General features: G+C 69.6%; 11 protein-coding genes and 1 pseudogene. 6 read left to right on the top strand and 6 right to left on the bottom strand.

All coding sequences use genetic code 11. The features are described from left to right. Window positions 1–465: 465 nt before the first annotated feature. A complete protein-coding gene (locus tag G6N25_RS05225; protein ID WP_083075122.1) occupies window positions 466–2,199 on the top strand; it encodes a GMC oxidoreductase in 1,734 nt (577 codons plus the stop codon). 4 nt (window positions 2,200–2,203) lie between these two features. Here G6N25_RS05225 and G6N25_RS05220 read toward each other — a convergent pair whose 3' ends face one another. Further along, the gene (locus tag G6N25_RS05220; protein WP_083075091.1) at window positions 2,204–3,100 is read right to left on the bottom strand and encodes a TauD/TfdA dioxygenase family protein; all 897 of its coding nucleotides are present in this window, start codon (window positions 3,098–3,100) and stop codon (window positions 2,204–2,206) included. A 60-nt stretch (window positions 3,101–3,160) separates the two neighbouring features. On the opposite strand from G6N25_RS05220, the gene G6N25_RS05215 reads away from it, so the two are divergent. Next, a complete protein-coding gene (locus G6N25_RS05215) occupies window positions 3,161–3,727 on the top strand; it encodes a TetR/AcrR family transcriptional regulator (RefSeq protein WP_083075092.1) in 567 nt (188 codons plus the stop codon). Here G6N25_RS05215 and G6N25_RS05210 read toward each other — a convergent pair. Both G6N25_RS05210 and G6N25_RS05205 read right to left on the bottom strand, forming a co-directional pair. Beyond that, entirely contained in the window at window positions 3,721–6,087 is a 2,367-nt protein-coding gene (locus tag G6N25_RS05210) for a glycoside hydrolase family 65 protein (protein ID WP_083075094.1), read from the bottom strand. The genes G6N25_RS05215 and G6N25_RS05210 overlap by 7 nt on opposite strands. Beyond that, window positions 6,084–6,890, bottom strand: a complete 807-nt coding sequence (locus G6N25_RS05205; RefSeq protein WP_179961702.1) for a beta-phosphoglucomutase family hydrolase — start codon at window positions 6,888–6,890, stop codon at window positions 6,084–6,086. The genes G6N25_RS05210 and G6N25_RS05205 overlap by 4 nt, the downstream gene beginning before the upstream one ends. A gap of 66 nt (window positions 6,891–6,956) precedes the next feature. On the opposite strand from G6N25_RS05205, the gene guaA reads away from it, so the two are divergent. From guaA to G6N25_RS05190, 3 genes are all read left to right on the top strand, one after another. Beyond that, window positions 6,957–8,510, top strand: coding sequence for a glutamine-hydrolyzing GMP synthase (guaA, locus tag G6N25_RS05200; protein WP_142272726.1), 1,554 nt, complete (start codon window positions 6,957–6,959; stop codon window positions 8,508–8,510). A 191-nt stretch (window positions 8,511–8,701) separates the two neighbouring features. Next, the gene (locus G6N25_RS05195) at window positions 8,702–9,349 is read left to right on the top strand and encodes a hypothetical protein (protein WP_083075098.1); all 648 of its coding nucleotides are present in this window, start codon (window positions 8,702–8,704) and stop codon (window positions 9,347–9,349) included. Next, the gene (locus G6N25_RS05190) at window positions 9,307–10,914 is read left to right on the top strand and encodes a DNA polymerase Y family protein (protein ID WP_276004631.1); all 1,608 of its coding nucleotides are present in this window, start codon (window positions 9,307–9,309) and stop codon (window positions 10,912–10,914) included. The genes G6N25_RS05195 and G6N25_RS05190 overlap by 43 nt, the downstream gene beginning before the upstream one ends. A gap of 123 nt (window positions 10,915–11,037) precedes the next feature. Here G6N25_RS05190 and G6N25_RS05185 read toward each other — a convergent pair. From G6N25_RS05185 to G6N25_RS05175, 3 genes and pseudogenes are all read right to left on the bottom strand, one after another. Then, window positions 11,038–11,993, bottom strand: a pseudogene (locus tag G6N25_RS05185) (nucleoside hydrolase). 128 nt (window positions 11,994–12,121) lie between these two features. Beyond that, window positions 12,122–14,122: an SDR family oxidoreductase gene (locus tag G6N25_RS05180; RefSeq protein WP_083075100.1), complete on the bottom strand. Its 2,001-nt coding sequence runs from the start codon at window positions 14,120–14,122 to the stop codon at window positions 12,122–12,124. Window positions 14,123–14,164: 42 nt separating this feature from the next. Then, complete coding sequence (locus G6N25_RS05175) at window positions 14,165–14,878, bottom strand: histidine phosphatase family protein (RefSeq protein ID WP_083075102.1); 714 nt, start codon at window positions 14,876–14,878, stop codon at window positions 14,165–14,167. 95 nt (window positions 14,879–14,973) lie between these two features. On the opposite strand from G6N25_RS05175, the gene G6N25_RS05170 reads away from it, so the two are divergent. After that, the gene (locus G6N25_RS05170; protein ID WP_083075104.1) at window positions 14,974–15,846 is read left to right on the top strand and encodes a MaoC family dehydratase; all 873 of its coding nucleotides are present in this window, start codon (window positions 14,974–14,976) and stop codon (window positions 15,844–15,846) included. The last annotated feature ends 17 nt before the right edge of the window (window positions 15,847–15,863 follow it).

Below are 15,863 nucleotides of genomic sequence, written 5' to 3'. Positions count from 1 at the left end.
GGACTTCTACAATGCGTAATTTGATAATACGGTCGAGGCAGGAGTACATCGCCATGCAGAAGGACAAGCGGGACGACAGTTTCGAACGTAAAGGCGGATACCCGTCCGCCCGCGTACCGCGCAACGAAATGAAGCCACCGCCGGCGTCAGCGTCCCAGGCACCGGCCGGCAAAACGAGCAGTGCGCGACCCGGCGGAGAATCTGAAACGAGTTGGGGAAATAGTGGTTGCGCTCGTAAGTTCGTCGGGTCAGGCCATGACTGATTCGCCAACGTGATAGCACATGCGCTAGCAAGTTTCAGGCAGCATCATTGCCCCACGCGGGTAACCACCGATGCGGGCGGTACTCGACGCTGACCCGGGCGAATTCGACCACCACCAAAACGTCGATCTCGGCACAGAAAAGGTAATCGCCAACGCGCGGGGGCCGTGGCGGGCAACGTGTGACGGCGGGCATACTGCCCAGATGAGGCCGGATTACGACGTCCTGATCATCGGTTCGGGATTCGGGGGCAGTGTCAGTGCGCTGCGACTGACGGAAAAGGGCTATCGGGTGGGCGTGTTGGAGGCGGGCCGCCGCTTCTCCGACCAGGAGTTCGCCGAGACGTCCTGGGACCTGCGCAAGTTCCTCTGGGCGCCCAAGCTCGGTTGCTACGGCATCCAGCGGATCCACCCGCTGCGCAACGTGATGATCCTGGCCGGGGCCGGGGTGGGCGGCGGTTCGCTGAACTATGCCAACACGTTGTACGTGCCGCCGGAGCCGTTCTTCACGGACCGGCAGTGGGCCCACATCACCGACTGGCGCGACGAGCTGATGCCGCACTACGAACAGGCGCAACGGATGCTGGGCGTGGTAAAGAACCCGACGTTCACCGACGCCGACCGCATCGTCAAAGAGGTCGCCGACGAGATGGGCTTCGGCGACACCTTCGTGCCCACCCCGGTCGGCGTGTTCTTCGGCCCCGACGGCACCAAGGCGCCGGGCAAGACCGTCCCGGATCCGTACTTCGGCGGCGCGGGCCCCGACCGCACCGGCTGTCTGGAATGCGGCTGCTGCATGACGGGATGCCGCTACGGCGCCAAGAACACCCTGGTGAAGAACTACCTCGGCCTCGCGGAATCTGCCGGGGCACAAGTGATTCCGATGACGACGGTGAAGGGCTTCGGGCAGCGCGCCGACGGGCTGTGGGAGGTCGACACGGTCCGCACCGGAAGCTGGGTGCGTCGGGACAGGCGCACCTACACCGCCGCGCACCTGATCCTGGCCGCGGGCACCTGGGGCACGCAGCATCTGCTGTTCAAGATGCGCGACCAGGGCCGGCTGCCCCGCCTGTCGAAGCGCCTGGGCGTGCTAACCCGCACCAACTCCGAGTCGATCGTCGGCGCCGCGACGCTGGAGGTCCGGCCGGATCTCGACCTGACCCACGGGGTGGCGATCACGTCGTCGATCCATCCGACGTCGGACACCCACATCGAGCCCGTACGTTACGGCAAGGGTTCCAACGCCATGGGGCTGCTGCAGACCCTGATGACCGACGGGCCAGACCCGAAGGGCCCCAAGGGCACCGACGTGCCGCGGTGGAGGCAGTTGCGGGACCAGGCCCGCGAGGACCCGCGCGGCATCATCCGGATGATCAACGTCCACCAGTGGAGCGAGCGGACCCTGATCGCGTTGGTGATGCAGCACCTGGACAACTCGATCACCACGTTCACCAAGCGCGGCAAGCTCGGCATCCGCTGGTATTCGAGCAAGCAGGGACACGGCGAGCCGAACCCGTCGTGGATCCCGATCGGCAACGAGGTCACCCGCCGCATCGCCGCCAAGATCGACGGCGTGGCCGGCGGCACCTGGGGCGAGCTGTTCAACATCCCGCTGACGGCCCACTTCCTCGGCGGCGCGGTGATCGGCGATAGCCCCGACAGCGGCGTCATCGACCCGTATCACCGGGTCCACGGCTATCCGACGCTGTTCGTGGTGGACGGCGCGGCCATCTCGGCGAACCTGGGCGTCAACCCGTCGCTGTCCATCACCGCGCAGGCCGAGCGGGCCGCGTCGCTGTGGCCGAACAAGGGGGAGAAGGACCAGCGGCCGCTGCAGGGCGACACCTACCGCCGGCTGGCCCCCATCCCGCCCGAGCATCCGGTGGTGCCCGCCCACGCGCCGGGCGCGCTCAGCTGGCCGATCACCTCGGCCAGCTGACCCCTCAGCTGGCGATCGCTTCGAGCGGGGCGCCGCTGACCACCCGGCTGCGTTGCCCGTGCACGTTGACGGGCACGTCGCCCATCAACGTGACCCGATGCATGAGCCGGCGCTGGCCGTCGTAGTCGTCGATCGCCCGGTGCTGGGTCGCCCGGTTGTCCCAGATGGCGACGTCGCCCGGCGCCCAGTTCCAGCGAACGGTGTTCTCGGGCATGGTGATTCGACGCTGCAGCAATTCGAGCAGCATGGTCGACTCGTAGCCGTCCAGCCCGACGAAGCTGCGCACGAAATCCCCCAGCAGCAGTGTCCGCTCACCGGTCTCCGGGTGCACCCGCACCACGGGATGCTCGGTGCGGAAGTCCGGCTTCTCGAACGCCTGCCGGAACGCCCGCTGCGCGTCAGTCAGTGACAGCTCGGGGTCGACGTAGTCGTAGCGGTTCGTGTGCAGCGCCCACAGGTTGTCGACGAGCCACTGGAGCGGTTCGGGCAGGTGCTGGTAGGCCGCCGCGGTCGAGGCCCACAGCGTCGACCCGCCATAGCTGGGCAGGGTGACCGCGCGCAGGATCGAGGCCGCCGGGTAGTTCGCGGCGAACGTGACGTCGGTGTGCCAGCGTGTCGCCTTGCCGTAGTCGGAGTCGATCGGCGTGATGATCGGCGCGTTCTTGGCGGCGAGCGCCCCGGCGGCCGGGTGGCCGATGGGCGTGCCCAGCAGGCCGGCGAAGGCGAGCTGCTGCTCGTCGTCGAGGTGGTGCTGGTGACGGAAGAAGATCACCTTGTGGGTCAACAGCGCCTGGTGGATCTGCTCGACGGAGGCGGGGTCGAGCTCGCCTCCCAGGCGCACGCCGTCGATCCGGGCGCCGATGCGGCTGCCCAGCTTGGTGACGGTTGTCTGGCCGATCATGGTTTCTCCTTTGTACCAAATCAGGTGTAGTCAACTGACTACATTCGGTAGTGTAGTCACGTGACTACACGTTCTGCAAGCAGCCGCGGGAAAATGCCCTCCGGGCGCGACGAGGTGGTCGCCGCGATCCTGGCGGCCGCCACCGACCTATTCGCCGAGCGCGGTCCGGCCGCGACGTCGATCCGCGACATCGCCGCGCGATCCAACGTCAACCACGGGCTGGTGTTTCGCCACTTCGGCACCAAGGAACGTCTCGTCGGCGCCGTGCTCGATCACCTGGGCGCCGACCTGACCGACCTGCTGCGCTCCGAAGCGCCCCCCGATGTCATCGAGCGGGCGCTCGACCGGCAGATGCGCGTCATGGCGCGCACCGTGCTCGACGGGTATCCGGCCGGGCAGCTGCAGAAGCGCTTTCCCAACATCGCAATCCTGCTCGACTGGGTGCGGCCGCTCCACGACAACGACACCAGCGCGCGGCTGGCGGTCGCCAATGCCCTTGCGCTGCAATTTGGTTGGCGGCTGTTCGAGCCGATCCTGCGCTCAGCGACCGGGATCGAAGAGCTGACGGACGCCGAACTGCGGCAGGTGGTCGCCGACGAAATGGCCCGGATCGCCGAGCCTCACTGAGCCCGCGACACCGCTCGCCGGTGCATCGGCTCGCGGCCCGGCGGCTGCTGCGGCGGCGGCAGCAGCGGCTTGCGGGCGCGCACCGCGATGGTCGTCGGCGCGTCGGTGCCCAGCGTGATCTCCTCTCCGCCGTGCCGGATGACCAGTTCATGATCCGGCCCGTCGTGCACCGCGTAGGTGACGTCGGAGTGGTTGACGTCGACGGTCAGCCGGAAATCCCGCCACCGCAGCCGGAACCGCAGTCGCGAAATGCCGTCCGGCAGGAGGGGATCCAGGGACAGGATGCCCTCGTCGTCGCGCAGGCCGCCGAAGCCCACGACCAACGCGGTCCAGGCGCCGGCGAGCGAGGCCATGTGCAGCCCGTCGCGGGTGTTGTGGTGCAGGTCGCGCAGGTCGATCAGCGCGGCCTCGTAGGCGTAGTCGTGGGCCAGCTCCAGGTGCCCGACCTCCGCGCACATCACCGCCTGGGTGCAGGCCGACAGCGACGAGTCGCGCACCATGCGCCGCTCGTAGTAGTCGACGTTGCGCGCCTTCTGTTCGTCGGTGAACGCGTGGCTCTGCCACTGCATCGCCAGCACCAGGTCGGCCTGCTTGATCACCTGCGCGGGGTAGAGCCGCACGTACGCCTCATGCAACAGCAGGGGATAGGTGGTGTTGGCTTCGAAGTCCCACTCCGCAAAGGTGGTGAACCCCTCGCACTGCTGATGCACGCCCAGCTCGGCGTCGTAGGGAACGTTGGCGGCGTCGGCGGCGTCGCGCCAGGCGGCCGCTTCTTCGGTGGTGACGCCCATCGCCTCCGCCTCCTCGGGGTGGCGGTTGCAGGCGTCGGCGGCGGTGACCAGGTTGTGGGCCGCCATCAGGTTCGTGAAGACGTTGTCGCGGACGACCGCCGTGTACTCGTCGGGCCCGGTGACGCCGTCGAGGTGCCAGACGCCGTGCCGGTCGTGGTGCCCGAGCGATATCCACAGCCGGGCGGTCTCGATCAGGACCTTGAGGCCGCACTCCTTCTCCAGGGACGTGTCGCCGGTGACGGTGCGGTACCGCTCGAAGGCCATCGCGATGTCGGCGTTGATGTGGAAGGCCGCGGTGCCGGCCGGCCAGTAGGCCGAGCACTCCTGGCCGCGGATGGTTCGCCAGGGAAAGGCGGCCCCTTCGAGGCCGAGTTCGGCCGCCCGCTCCTTGGCGAGTCGCAGCGTCGACGCCCGCCACCGCAGCGCGTCGGCGACCGCATGCGGCGCGGTGTAGGTGAGCACCGGCAGCACGTAACCCTCGGTGTCCCAGAAGGCGTGGCCGTCGTACCCGGTTCCGGTGAGCCCCTTGCTGGGGATCGCGCGGCGTTCGGCGCGCGCGCTGGCCTGCAGCAGGTGAAACATCCCGAAGCGGACCGCTTGCTGGGACTCGGGGTCGCCCTCGACCTCGACGTCGGCGTTTTCCCAGAAGTCGTCGAGGTAGGCCCGCTGGGAGTCCAGCAGACCCTGCCACCCGCTGTAGCGGGCGCCGTGGATGGCGGCCGCGGCCTGGTCGCGCAGCGCCGGGCGGGAGCGCATGCTCGACCAGCCGTACGCCAGGTATTTGACGATGCGCAGCTTCTGCCCCGCGCGCAGCCCGCAGATCACCGTGGTCCGGGCCAGGTCGGGGCGCGCGTCGGTGCTGTACTCGACGCGCCCGGGAACGTCGATCTCGTGATCCATCGCGGCCGACATCATCAGGGCGCTGCTCCGCGTCCGGTGCATGAGAAGCGCTCCGGTGTCGGTGCTTTCGTGGTCGACGGCCTCCAGCGGGTTCTCCAGGATGGCCGACACCCGCGGGTCGCCCGAGGTCTCCGGTTGGTCCTCGTTGGTGACCAGTTCGGACTGCACGGTCACGCGGACGAAGTCGTCGACGGCCTCGACGACGTACTCGATGGCGGCGACGCCGCGGTGGGCCAGTGACACCAGCCGGGTGGAGACGACCCCGACGTGCTTGCCGGCGGGCGAGCGCCAGTGCGCGCGGCGGGTCAGCGTCCCGGCGCGCAGGTCGAGGGTCCGTTCGTGGGAGATCAATTCGCCGTAGCGCACGTCGAACGGCTCGTCCTCGACCAGCAGCCGGATGATCTTGCCGTTGGTGACGTCGACGATCGTCTGGCCGGCCTCCGGGTAGCCGTAGCCGGCCTCGGCGTACGGCAGCGGCCGGATTTCGTAGAAGGAGTTCAGGTAGGTGCCCGGCAGGCCGTAGGGCTCGCCCTCGTCGAGGTTGCCGCGCAGCCCGATGTGCCCGTTGGACAGGGCGAACAGGGATTCCGACTGGGCCAGCAGGTTCAGGTCGAGCCGGGTCTCGCGGACCTGCCACGGTTCGACGGGGAAGGCTTCCTCAGTGATCATGACAGCAGGTCGGCGAGGTCGGTGACCACCACGTCGGCGCCGCTGCGGCGCAGATCTTCGGCCTGGCCCACCCGGTCGACGCCCACCACGTAGCCGAAGTCGCCGGCGCGGCCCGCCTGCACGCCCGACAGCGCGTCCTCGAAGACGGCCGCGGCGTCGGGGCCGACGCCCAGCAACTGCGCCCCGCGCAGGTAGGAGTCGGGGGCCGGCTTGCCGGCGATGTGCTCGTCGCGCAGCGTGATGCCGTCCACCCGTTGCTGGACGAACCGGTCGAGACCGGTGATTTCGAGGACGTCGCGGGTGTTGGCGCTGGAGGACACCACGGCGATGCCGAGGCCCGCGGCCGAGGCCGCCTCCAGATAGCGCCGCGACCCGTCGAAGACCTCGACGCCGTCGTCGTGCAGGACCTTCTGGAACATCTCGTTCTTGCGGTTGCCCAGGCCGTAGATCGTCTCGGCGTCGTCGGGGTCGTCCGGAGTGCCGTCGGGAAGCTCGATTCCCCGGCTGTTCAGAAACGACCGGACCCCGTCCTCGCGTTTCTTGCCGTCCACGTATTGCCGGTAGTCGGCGGCCGCATCGAAGGGGACGAACTTTTCTCCGGTTCGCTCGGCCCGTTCGGAGAGGTAGGCGTCGAACATGGCCTTCCAGGCCTTGGTGTGCACGCTCGCGGTATCGGTGAGCACACCGTCGAGGTCGAACAGGCAGGCATGCACCTTCTCTGGCAGACCCAGCACGGTGTACCTCACTCTCGGGTATCGGGGTTGGCCGGTACCACTCCACCATGCTTGCCCGTGCGCCGCCAGCGGTCCGCGGGCCTTGCGGCGCCGGACGGATTTGTGGCACGCCGGCGGCCACTAGACTCGGTGGGCGTGGAATCACCCTCGCCGCGGCCCGTGTTGGTGGTCGACTTCGGTGCACAGTATGCGCAGTTGATCGCCCGTCGGGTCCGCGAGGCGCGGGTCTTTTCCGAGGTCGTCCCGCACATCGCCTCGGTCGAGGAGATCAAGGCCCGCGATCCGGTGGCGATCGTGTTGTCGGGCGGGCCGGCCAGCGTCTATGCCGACGGCGCCCCGCAACTCGATCCGGCGCTGTTCGACCTCGGGCTGCCGGTGTTCGGCATCTGCTACGGGTTTCAGGCCATGGCGCAGGCCCTCGGCGGCACCGTCGCCCGCACCGGCACCAGTGAGTATGGTCGTACCGAGCTGAAAGTCCTTGGCGGCGAACTGCATTCGGGACTGCCGAGCGTCCAGCCGGTCTGGATGAGCCACGGCGACGCCGTCACGGCCGCACCGGACGGGTTCGACGTGGTGGCCAGCAGCGCGGGCGCGGCGGTGGCCGCCTTCGAGAACCGGGGGCGGCGGCTGGCCGGGGTGCAGTACCACCCGGAGGTGATGCACACCCCGCACGGGCAGCAGGTGCTTAATCGGTTTCTGCACGACTTCGCCGGGCTCGGGGCGGATTGGACGCCCGCGAATATCGCCGGTGCGTTGATCGAGCAGGTGCGTGCCCAGATCGGCGACGGGCGTGCGATCTGCGGGCTGTCCGGCGGGGTGGATTCGGCGGTGGCCGCGGCGCTGGTGCAGCGGGCCATCGGGGATCGGCTGACCTGTGTCTTCGTCGACCATGGGTTGTTGCGCGCCGGCGAACGCGCGCAGGTGCAGCGGGATTTCGTCGCCGCCACCGGCGCCAACCTGGTCACCGTCGACGCGGCGGACACGTTCATCGAGGCGCTGGCGGGGGTGACCAATCCCGAGGGCAAGCGCAAGATCATCGGCCGGCAGTTCATCCGGGCGTTCGAGGGCGCGGTGCGGGATGTGTTGGGGGACAAGCCGGTTGAGTTTCTGGTGCAGGGCACGCTGTATCCGGACGTGGTGGAGTCCGGCGGGGGCAGCGGCACCGCGAACATCAAGAGCCACCACAACGTCGGCGGCCTGCCCGACGACCTGAAGTTCACCCTCGTCGAGCCGCTGCGGCTGCTGTTCAAGGACGAGGTGCGCGCCGTCGGGCGGGAGCTGGGGCTGCCGGAGGAAATCGTTGCGCGCCAACCGTTTCCGGGGCCGGGGCTGGGTATCCGGATCGTCGGCGAGGTGACCGCCGGGCGGTTGGACACGCTACGGCGCGCCGACTTGATCGCGCGCGAGGAGTTGACCGCCGCCGGCTTGGACAACCTGATCTGGCAGTGCCCGGTGGTGCTGCTGGGCGACGTCCGCTCGGTCGGCGTGCAGGGCGACAACCGCACCTACGGGCACCCGATCGTGCTGCGCCCGGTGTCCAGCGAGGACGCCATGACCGCCGACTGGACGCGGGTGCCCTATGAAGTGCTGGAGCGCATCTCGACCCGTATCACCAACGAGGTGGCCGAGGTCAACCGCGTGGTGCTGGACATCACCAGCAAGCCGCCGGGCACTATCGAGTGGGAATAGCCCTGGCTATTTCCTATTGCCCATTGCCGCGAGACTGCAACCACCGACGCCCTTACTCGGGCGATGCGTTGCCAGTTACAGTCTCGCGGGTTGGGTGGCATAAGGCCGCAGCTTGACGGTTGTCAGAGGGCGGGTGTTTACTCCCCAATGTATCGAACATAATTTCGAAAAGAGTGCGCGGGAGGCTGGCCATGACTACGGCTTTCGCCTCCGGCCTGCGGCAGGAAAACCGCGCTGAGCAGCTGGAATCGCTGCACCGGCGGATGGCTGAGATGTCCGGGAAGATGTCCGGGCACGCCGTCGTCGCCCCCGCCGATGACCTGCCGCTGGAGCTGACCGAGCAGGCGCTGGTGCCGCGGGGAACGGTGGCGGTGCTGTCGGGGGCCCGGTCGCTGCTGCTGAGCATGGTGGCCGCGGCGACGGCGGCCGGGGGCAACGTTGCCATCGTCGGCCAGTCGGATATCGGACTGCTGGCCGCCGTGGAGAGGGGGGCGGATCTGAGCCGGCTCGCGGTGATACCGGATCCCGGAACCGATCCGGTGGAGGTGGCCGCGGTGCTCATCGACGGCATGGATCTGGTGGTCCTCGGCCTGGGCGGGCGCCGGGTGTCGCAGACCCGGGCGCGGGCGGTGGTGGCGCGGGCCCGCACTAGAGGGTGCACCCTGCTGGTCACCGACGGCGACTGGCAAGGGGCGCCGACACGGCTTGCGGCCCGGGTCTGCGGGTACGAGATCACGGCGTGCAACCGCCCTGGATTTGGGCGGATCAGCGAGATACGGCTGCAGATCAGCGGAGTATGCGCGGGCAAACGGGTGATCGGCCGGGCGCGAGCCGGGTGATCCTCGTGGCCTCCCGGGTGCTGGCGATCTGGTGCATGGACTGGCCCGCGGTCGCGGTGGTGGCGGCAGCGGGCCTCCCCGCGACGGCCCCGGTCGCGGTCACCCTGGCCAATCGGGTGATCGCCTGCTCGCCGGCCGCCCGTGCGGCGGGGGTGCGGCGAGGGCTGCGCCGCCGGGAGGCGGCGGCCCGGTGCCCGCAACTGCACGTCGCGGCCGCCGACGCCGACCGCGACGCCCGCTTCTTCGAAGCGGTGATCGCGGCGGTGGACGATCTGGTGCCACGCGCCGAGGTGCTGCGACCCGGGCTCCTGGTGCTGCCGGTACGCGGGGCGGCCCGCTATTTCGGCTCCGAACAGCAGGCGGCCGAGCGGCTGATCGACGCGGTGGCGGCGGCAGGCGTCGAGTGTCAGGTCGGGATCGCCGACCAATTGCCCACCGCGGTCTTCGCCGCGCGCGCGGGCCGGGTCGTGGAGCCGGGAGGCGACGCGCGGTTTCTGTCGGCGCTGTCGATCCGGCAGCTGACCACCGAGCCGAGCCTGTCCGGCCCGGGGCGGGAGGACCTGGCGGACCTGTTGTGGCGGATGGGGATTCGCACCATCGGGCGGTTCGCCGCGCTGTCCCGCACCGACGTGGCCTCCAGGTTCGGCGCCGACGGGGTGACCGCGCACCGGTTCGCCCGCGGCGAACCCGAGCGGGGACCGTCCGGACGCGAACCGCCGGCGGAGCTCGAGGCCGTGCTGGACTGCGATCCGCCGATCGACCGGGTCGATGCCGCGGCCTTCGCCGGGCGCTCGCTGGCAGGCACACTGCACCGGGCGCTGATGGCCGCCGGGGTGGGCTGCACCCGGCTGGCCATTCACGCCGTCACCGCCAACGGCGAAGAGCTGCAACGGGTGTGGCGGTGCGCCGAGCCGTTGACCGAGGACGCCACCGCCGACCGGGTGCGCTGGCAGCTGGACGGGTGGTTGAGCGACCGGACGATTCGGCGCCGCCCGACCGCGCCGGTGACGCTGTTGCGGCTGCAGGCGGTGGAGGTGGTGTCCGCCGAGGCGCTGCAGCTGCCGTTGTGGGGCGGCCTGGGCGAGGAGGACAGGCTGCGGGCCCGTCGGGCGCTGGTGCGGGTGCAGGGCCTGCTCGGGCCCGAGGCGGTGCGGGTGCCGGTGCTGTCCGGCGGCCGCGGACCGGCCGAACGCATCACGCTGACCCCGCTGGGCGAGGAGCCGGTACCGCGGGCCGACCCGGGTCAGCCGTGGCCCGGCCAGCTGCCGGAGCCGTCACCGGCCGTGTTGCTCGACGATCCGGTGGAACTGCTTGACGCCCAAGGAAACCCGGTACGGGTGACCGGCAGGGGGGCGTTCTCCGCCGACCCCGCGCGGCTGACCGTGCACGGTCGAGACGAGCCGTTGCGTTGGTGGTCCGGGCCTTGGCCGGTCGACGAGCGGTGGTGGGATCCCGACCTGGGGGTGGGCCGGACCGCCCGCGCCCAGGTCTTGCTGGAGGGCGAGCGAGCGTTTCTGCTGTGCTACCGCCAACGGCGGTGGTATCTCGAGGGAAGCTACGAGTAAAGCACCGCCATGATCAGGTCGGCACGCGCACGATCGTCTTCCCGGTAACGTCCTGACGCCGAGCGTGTTCTCAGGGCGAAATTTCGGGCCATTTTTCCGCCGTCAGTGCACGTTCGGCGAAGGTCAGCCGAGCCGGCGTGCGAACCGCCCGACCCGTTCGATGAACCGGTCGAAGAACACCGGCGGGTCCACGTCAGTGGCGATCAGCGCGTTGGCCTTTCGGCCCCCGGCGACGCGGTCGTCACGCCGCGCGTCGGGATGTCCGCCAATTCGATGTCCACCGTCGCCGCCCGGGCCGTGACCAGCTGCGGGTCCAGCGCCACCGCCGCGGCCAGCGGATCGTGCAGGTACGCGACGTAGCCGTGTCCGCGGTCGGCGTGAGATTCGAAGTAGAACCGCATCGCGTCCTCGATCACTGGGATCAAGGGGGAGGGTTCCGCTGCAGACCCGGCGGCTGACAGCCTGGCCAGGATCTCCGGGGTCATGGCGACGCGTCGGGTGAGGTCCAACCCGCAGACGATCGGAAGCCGTTGTCGCCCAGCCCAACCGGCGAAGACCTCGCTCGCGGCCTCGGGATCGACCCGGATGTTCCATTCGGCCATCGGGTTGGTGTCGTCACCGAACGCGCCGCCCATGATCACCAGGCGCCGCAGCAGCGTCGGCAGCTCGGGTTCGGCGCGCAGGGCGAGCGCCAGGTTGGTCAGCGGGCCGGTGACCAGTCCGATCAGCTCCCCGGGATGGGCGTGCGCCGCGGCCACCCACGCCGCGGTGGCGTCGTGACCGGTGAGCCGGCGATCGGTGGGAGGAAGATCGGCGTACCCTAAGCCCTTGGCGCCGTGGAACTTTGAATGATGCGGCCAGTGTCCGCGCAACGGCTCGTCGGCGCCCTTGGACACGGGTATGGATGGGGCCCGGCACAATTCGAGTAAACCCAGGTTGTTCGCGCACACCTGCTCGACGTGGATGTTTCCGCCGGTCGAGGCTATGCCGACCACCTCGGCGTCGGCGCTGGCCAGCAGGTACACCAGCGCCATGGCGTCGTCGATGCCGGTGTCGACATCGACGAAAACGGCGTTCATCGCGGTAACGATACGTCGAACCGCTTAGGTTCAATCCGGGATTTCGACCAATGCGGTACGAAAGCCGCCCCAGAGCTAAGTGAGACTCGGCCGCACTGCCAGTCGTTGCGCCGGGTATCGCCTGATGCCTACCAATGCACCCCGGGCACCAATCGCACCAGCCGTTTGACCGGTCGGGGTGTCCGGATGCCGCGGGCCACGGCGCGGACCGGCCGCTTCGGCCTGCGTTTCGACGGCGGCGCCGTGGTGCCGGAAGGCAGTCCGCGCGCCGCGGCGGAATCGGGGTAGCCGAGGTACAGCTGGTGCAGGATGCGCCGCGACGTGCGCGGCGCGAAGTAGTTGCCGGCCTCGGCGAGCGTGCCCAGCGGGGTGTCGATGCGCGCCGGCTTCTCGACGAGGCCGCGCACCACCATCGCCGCCGCGCGCTCGGGGCTGATCGCGGGCACCGGGTTGAGCCGGTGCGACGGCGCGATCATGGGCGTGCGGACCAGTGGCATGTGGATGTTGGTGAACGTGACGTGGTCGGACAGCGTCTCCGTCCCGACGACGTCGGCGAACGCGTCCAGCGCCGCCTTGGTGGGCAGGTACGAGCTGTACTTGGGGTTGCGCGCCTGCACGCCGGCGCTGGACACGTTGACCACGTGGCCGAACCGGCGCTCGCGCCAGTGCGGCAGCAACGCCAGCACCATCCGCACGGCGCCAAAGTAGTTGACCGCCATGACCCGTTCGTAGTCGTGCAGCCGCTCGGTGGAGTTGACCACGGAGCGCCGGATCGACCGGCCGGCGTTGTTCACCAGATAGTCGACGTGGTCGAAGCGGGCCAGGATGTCCTTGACGGTGTGCTCCACCGACGTCGAGTCGGTGACGTCGCAGGTGAACGCGTACGCCTGCCCGCCGTCGGCGCGGATCTCGGCCACCAGCTGATCCAGCGCGTCGGCGTTGCGGGCCAGCACGAATACCGTTGCGCCCCTTGCCGCGACGGCGATCGCCGACGCCCGCCCGATGCCGCTGGAGGCGCCGGTGATGATGACGTGCCGGCCCCGCAGCGGTTCCTTCGGGTCGTCGCGCCGCGCGCGATCGGGGTCCAGGTGCTCGGCCCAGTACCGCCACAGCCTGGGCGCGTAGGCTGCGAACTCAGGGACCTCGATATTGGTTCCCTGCAACGCTTTTCGTGTCTCGTCGCTGACGAACTCCGGCGCCAGGTCGACGAGGTCGAACACCTCGGCGGGGATCCCCAGCTGGGTGGCCGCCATGTTGCGCAGCACCCTGGCGCGCCCGCGCGCCTTGAGCACGGGCGCGGCCACCGAGCGGGGCAACGACCCGCGCAGCGGCGGCAGCCCGGCCGCCTTGGCGACGCAGCGGTAGATGTCGCGCAGCCCAACGGTTTTCGGCGCGGTGAGATGGAAAGTGCGACCATCTAGGCCCTCCGTGCGCAGGAGCGCGACGAGCGCGTCGACGACGTAGTCGACCGGGACGATGTTGGTGCGCCCGGTGTCGGGCAACAGGATCGGGGTCAACCTGGGCATGGCGGCCAGCTTGGCGAGCACGCCGAAGAAGTAGTACGGCCCGTCGACCTTGTCCATCTCCCCGGTGCGCGAATCGCCCACCACCACCGCCGGGCGGTAGACCCGGTAACGCAGCCCGGGCGTCGACCGCACCAGCGACTCGGCCTCGAACTTCGTCCGGTGATAGGCGGTCGGCAGCCGCTGCCCGACGTCGAAGTCGTCCTCGGTGTACTCGCCGGGGAAGTCGCCCGCCACGGCGATCGACGACACGTGGTGCAGCGTGGCGCCCAGCCGCCGCGCCAGTTCGATCACCGCGCGGGTGCCCTCCACGTTCGTGGCCCGCTGCTCGGCCTCGCCGGCGGTGATGTCGTAGATCGCCGCGCAATGCACCACATGTTCGACGGGGCCCAGCTCGGCGAGGGTCTCGTCGGTCAGCGACAGCCCCGGCAGCTCGCCGACCAGCGGCTTCGCGCGCTCACCCCAGTCGGCGGCGAGGCGTTCGAAGCGCCCCAGCGACTCGCGGCGGACCAGCACCCACACCCGCGCGTCCGGCCGGGTTTCCAGCAGGCGAGACACGACGCGGCGCCCGATAAACCCGGTACCGCCGGTAACGACATACCGCATGCAAGCCATCGTGGCGGCTCGTGGCCGCACCGTCAACCGGGCTCAGCCGGCGAAGCTGCGGATGCCGTCCCAGTCCACCAGCGTCCAGCCGGTCATGGGGTTCCCGGTGATCACCACGCGGCCGACGTTGGGCAGCGGATGGCTGGCCGCCAGGCTGTCCTTGGCGTTCTTCGCGTTCATCAGCGTCCAGTACTCGATGGCGAATTTATGGGAGAACACCACCGGGTTGCGGTGGCCGCTGTCGTAGATCTTCTGAATGGCCGCGCTGAATCGGTCGTTGAACTCCTTGCCGCTGACCGACCCGGGGATGCTGTCCCCGACATCGCCGTTGAGCCAGTCCGCCGGCGCCAGCAGATATGTGGAGGAGGCCATGGTCTCGGGTTTGCCCTCGAACCAGCCGGCGTTGATCTCCTGGACGCCCTGCAGCACCTCCACCTGCTTGCCGAGCTCGGCGGCCAGCGGCGCGGCGGTTTGTTGGGTGCGCACCATGGTGGAGGCGTAGACGCTGTCGTAGTTGTTGCGGGCAAGCTGGTGCGCGACCTGTTCGGCCTGCCCTTTGCCCTCCGGGCTCAGGCCCGGGCCCGGCACGTCGGTGTCGATGATCCCGCCGGCGTTGGCCTCCGACTCCGCATGCCGGACGAACGTCACCGTGATGCTGCGCGCCTGCGGTGATCCGCCGCAGGCGCCGAGGATTACCGTTGCGGCGAGCACGGCGATTGCCTTTGCGGCCTTCCCGATCGGGCTGCGCCTGCGCATGCCGATAGCCTGCCCCGCCGAGGGTGCCGGTGGGAAGGGTTTGCGAAGGTTAGGTGGCGGAAGCGCGAATTTTCGCCCGGTGAGAGGAGACCCGCATGGCCATTGACCCGAGTGCCGTCGGCGCGGTGACCGAGCCGATGCTGTTCGAATGGACCGACCGGGACACCCTGCTGTACGCCCTCGGCGTCGGTTGCGGGACCGAGGACCTGTCGTTCACCACCGAGAACAGCCACGGCATCACCCAGCAGGTGCTGCCCACCTACGCGGTGATCTGCTGCCCGGCGTTCGGGGCCGCCGGCAAGGTCGGAACGTTCAACTGGGCCATGCTTTTACACGGATCGCAGGCCATCCGGCTGCATGCACCCCTGCCGCCCGCGGGCAAGCTGTCGGTGGTTTCCGAGGTCGCCGACATCCAGGACAAGGGCGAGGGCAAGAACGCGATCCTGGTGCTGCGCGGCCGCGGCACCGACCCGGACTCGGGGAAGCTGGTCGCCGAGACGCTCACCACGTTGGTCATCCGGGGTGAGGGCGGGTTCGGGGGAGTGCCGGGTCAACGGCCGGCCGCAGCGGAGTTTCCCGACCGCGAGCCCGACGCCCGGATCCCGCTGCCGACGCGCGAGGACCAGACGCTGATCTATCGGCTGTCCGGCGACCGCAACCCGCTGCACAGCGATCCCTGGTTCGCCCGCGAGTTGGCCGGGTTCCCCAAGCCGATCCTGCACGGGCTGTGCACCTACGGGGTGTCGGGCCGGGCGCTGGTCGCCGAGCTGGGCAAGGGCGTGGCCGCCAACATCACCTCGATCGAGTCGCGGTTCACCTCGCCGGTGTTTCCCGGCGAGACGCTGACCACGCTGATCTGGCGCACCGAACCGGGCAGGGCGGTGTTTCGCACCGAGGCTTCTGGCGCCGAAGGAGCCGGCACCCGGGTGGTGCTCGACGACGGCGCGGTGGAGTACGCGGAGGGTTAGCTGGGCTGGTCATGTGC

The sequence above is a fragment of the Mycobacterium heidelbergense genome (assembly GCF_010730745.1).
Lineage (GTDB): Bacteria > Actinomycetota > Actinomycetes > Mycobacteriales > Mycobacteriaceae > Mycobacterium > Mycobacterium heidelbergense.
The sequence above is the reverse complement of the archived record's forward strand: the minus strand, read 5'-3'. Positions and strand labels throughout refer to the sequence as shown.

Excerpts from the sequence above, each read along its gene's own strand:
- G6N25_RS05170 (WP_083075104.1), top strand. The coding sequence starts at position 14,974 with ATGGCCATTGACCCGAGTGCCGTCGGCGCGGTGACCGAGCCGATGCTG.
- G6N25_RS05180 (WP_083075100.1), bottom strand. The coding sequence starts at position 14,122 with ATGCGGTATGTCGTTACCGGCGGTACCGGGTTTATCGGGCGCCGCGTC.
- G6N25_RS05225 (WP_083075122.1), top strand. The coding sequence starts at position 466 with ATGAGGCCGGATTACGACGTCCTGATCATCGGTTCGGGATTCGGGGGC.
- G6N25_RS05195 (WP_083075098.1), top strand. The coding sequence starts at position 8,702 with ATGACTACGGCTTTCGCCTCCGGCCTGCGGCAGGAAAACCGCGCTGAG.
- G6N25_RS05210 (WP_083075094.1), bottom strand. The coding sequence starts at position 6,087 with ATGATCACTGAGGAAGCCTTCCCCGTCGAACCGTGGCAGGTCCGCGAG.
- G6N25_RS05220 (WP_083075091.1), bottom strand. The coding sequence starts at position 3,100 with ATGATCGGCCAGACAACCGTCACCAAGCTGGGCAGCCGCATCGGCGCC.
- G6N25_RS05175 (WP_083075102.1), bottom strand. The coding sequence starts at position 14,878 with ATGCGCAGGCGCAGCCCGATCGGGAAGGCCGCAAAGGCAATCGCCGTG.
- G6N25_RS05190 (WP_276004631.1), top strand. The coding sequence starts at position 9,307 with ATGCGCGGGCAAACGGGTGATCGGCCGGGCGCGAGCCGGGTGATCCTC.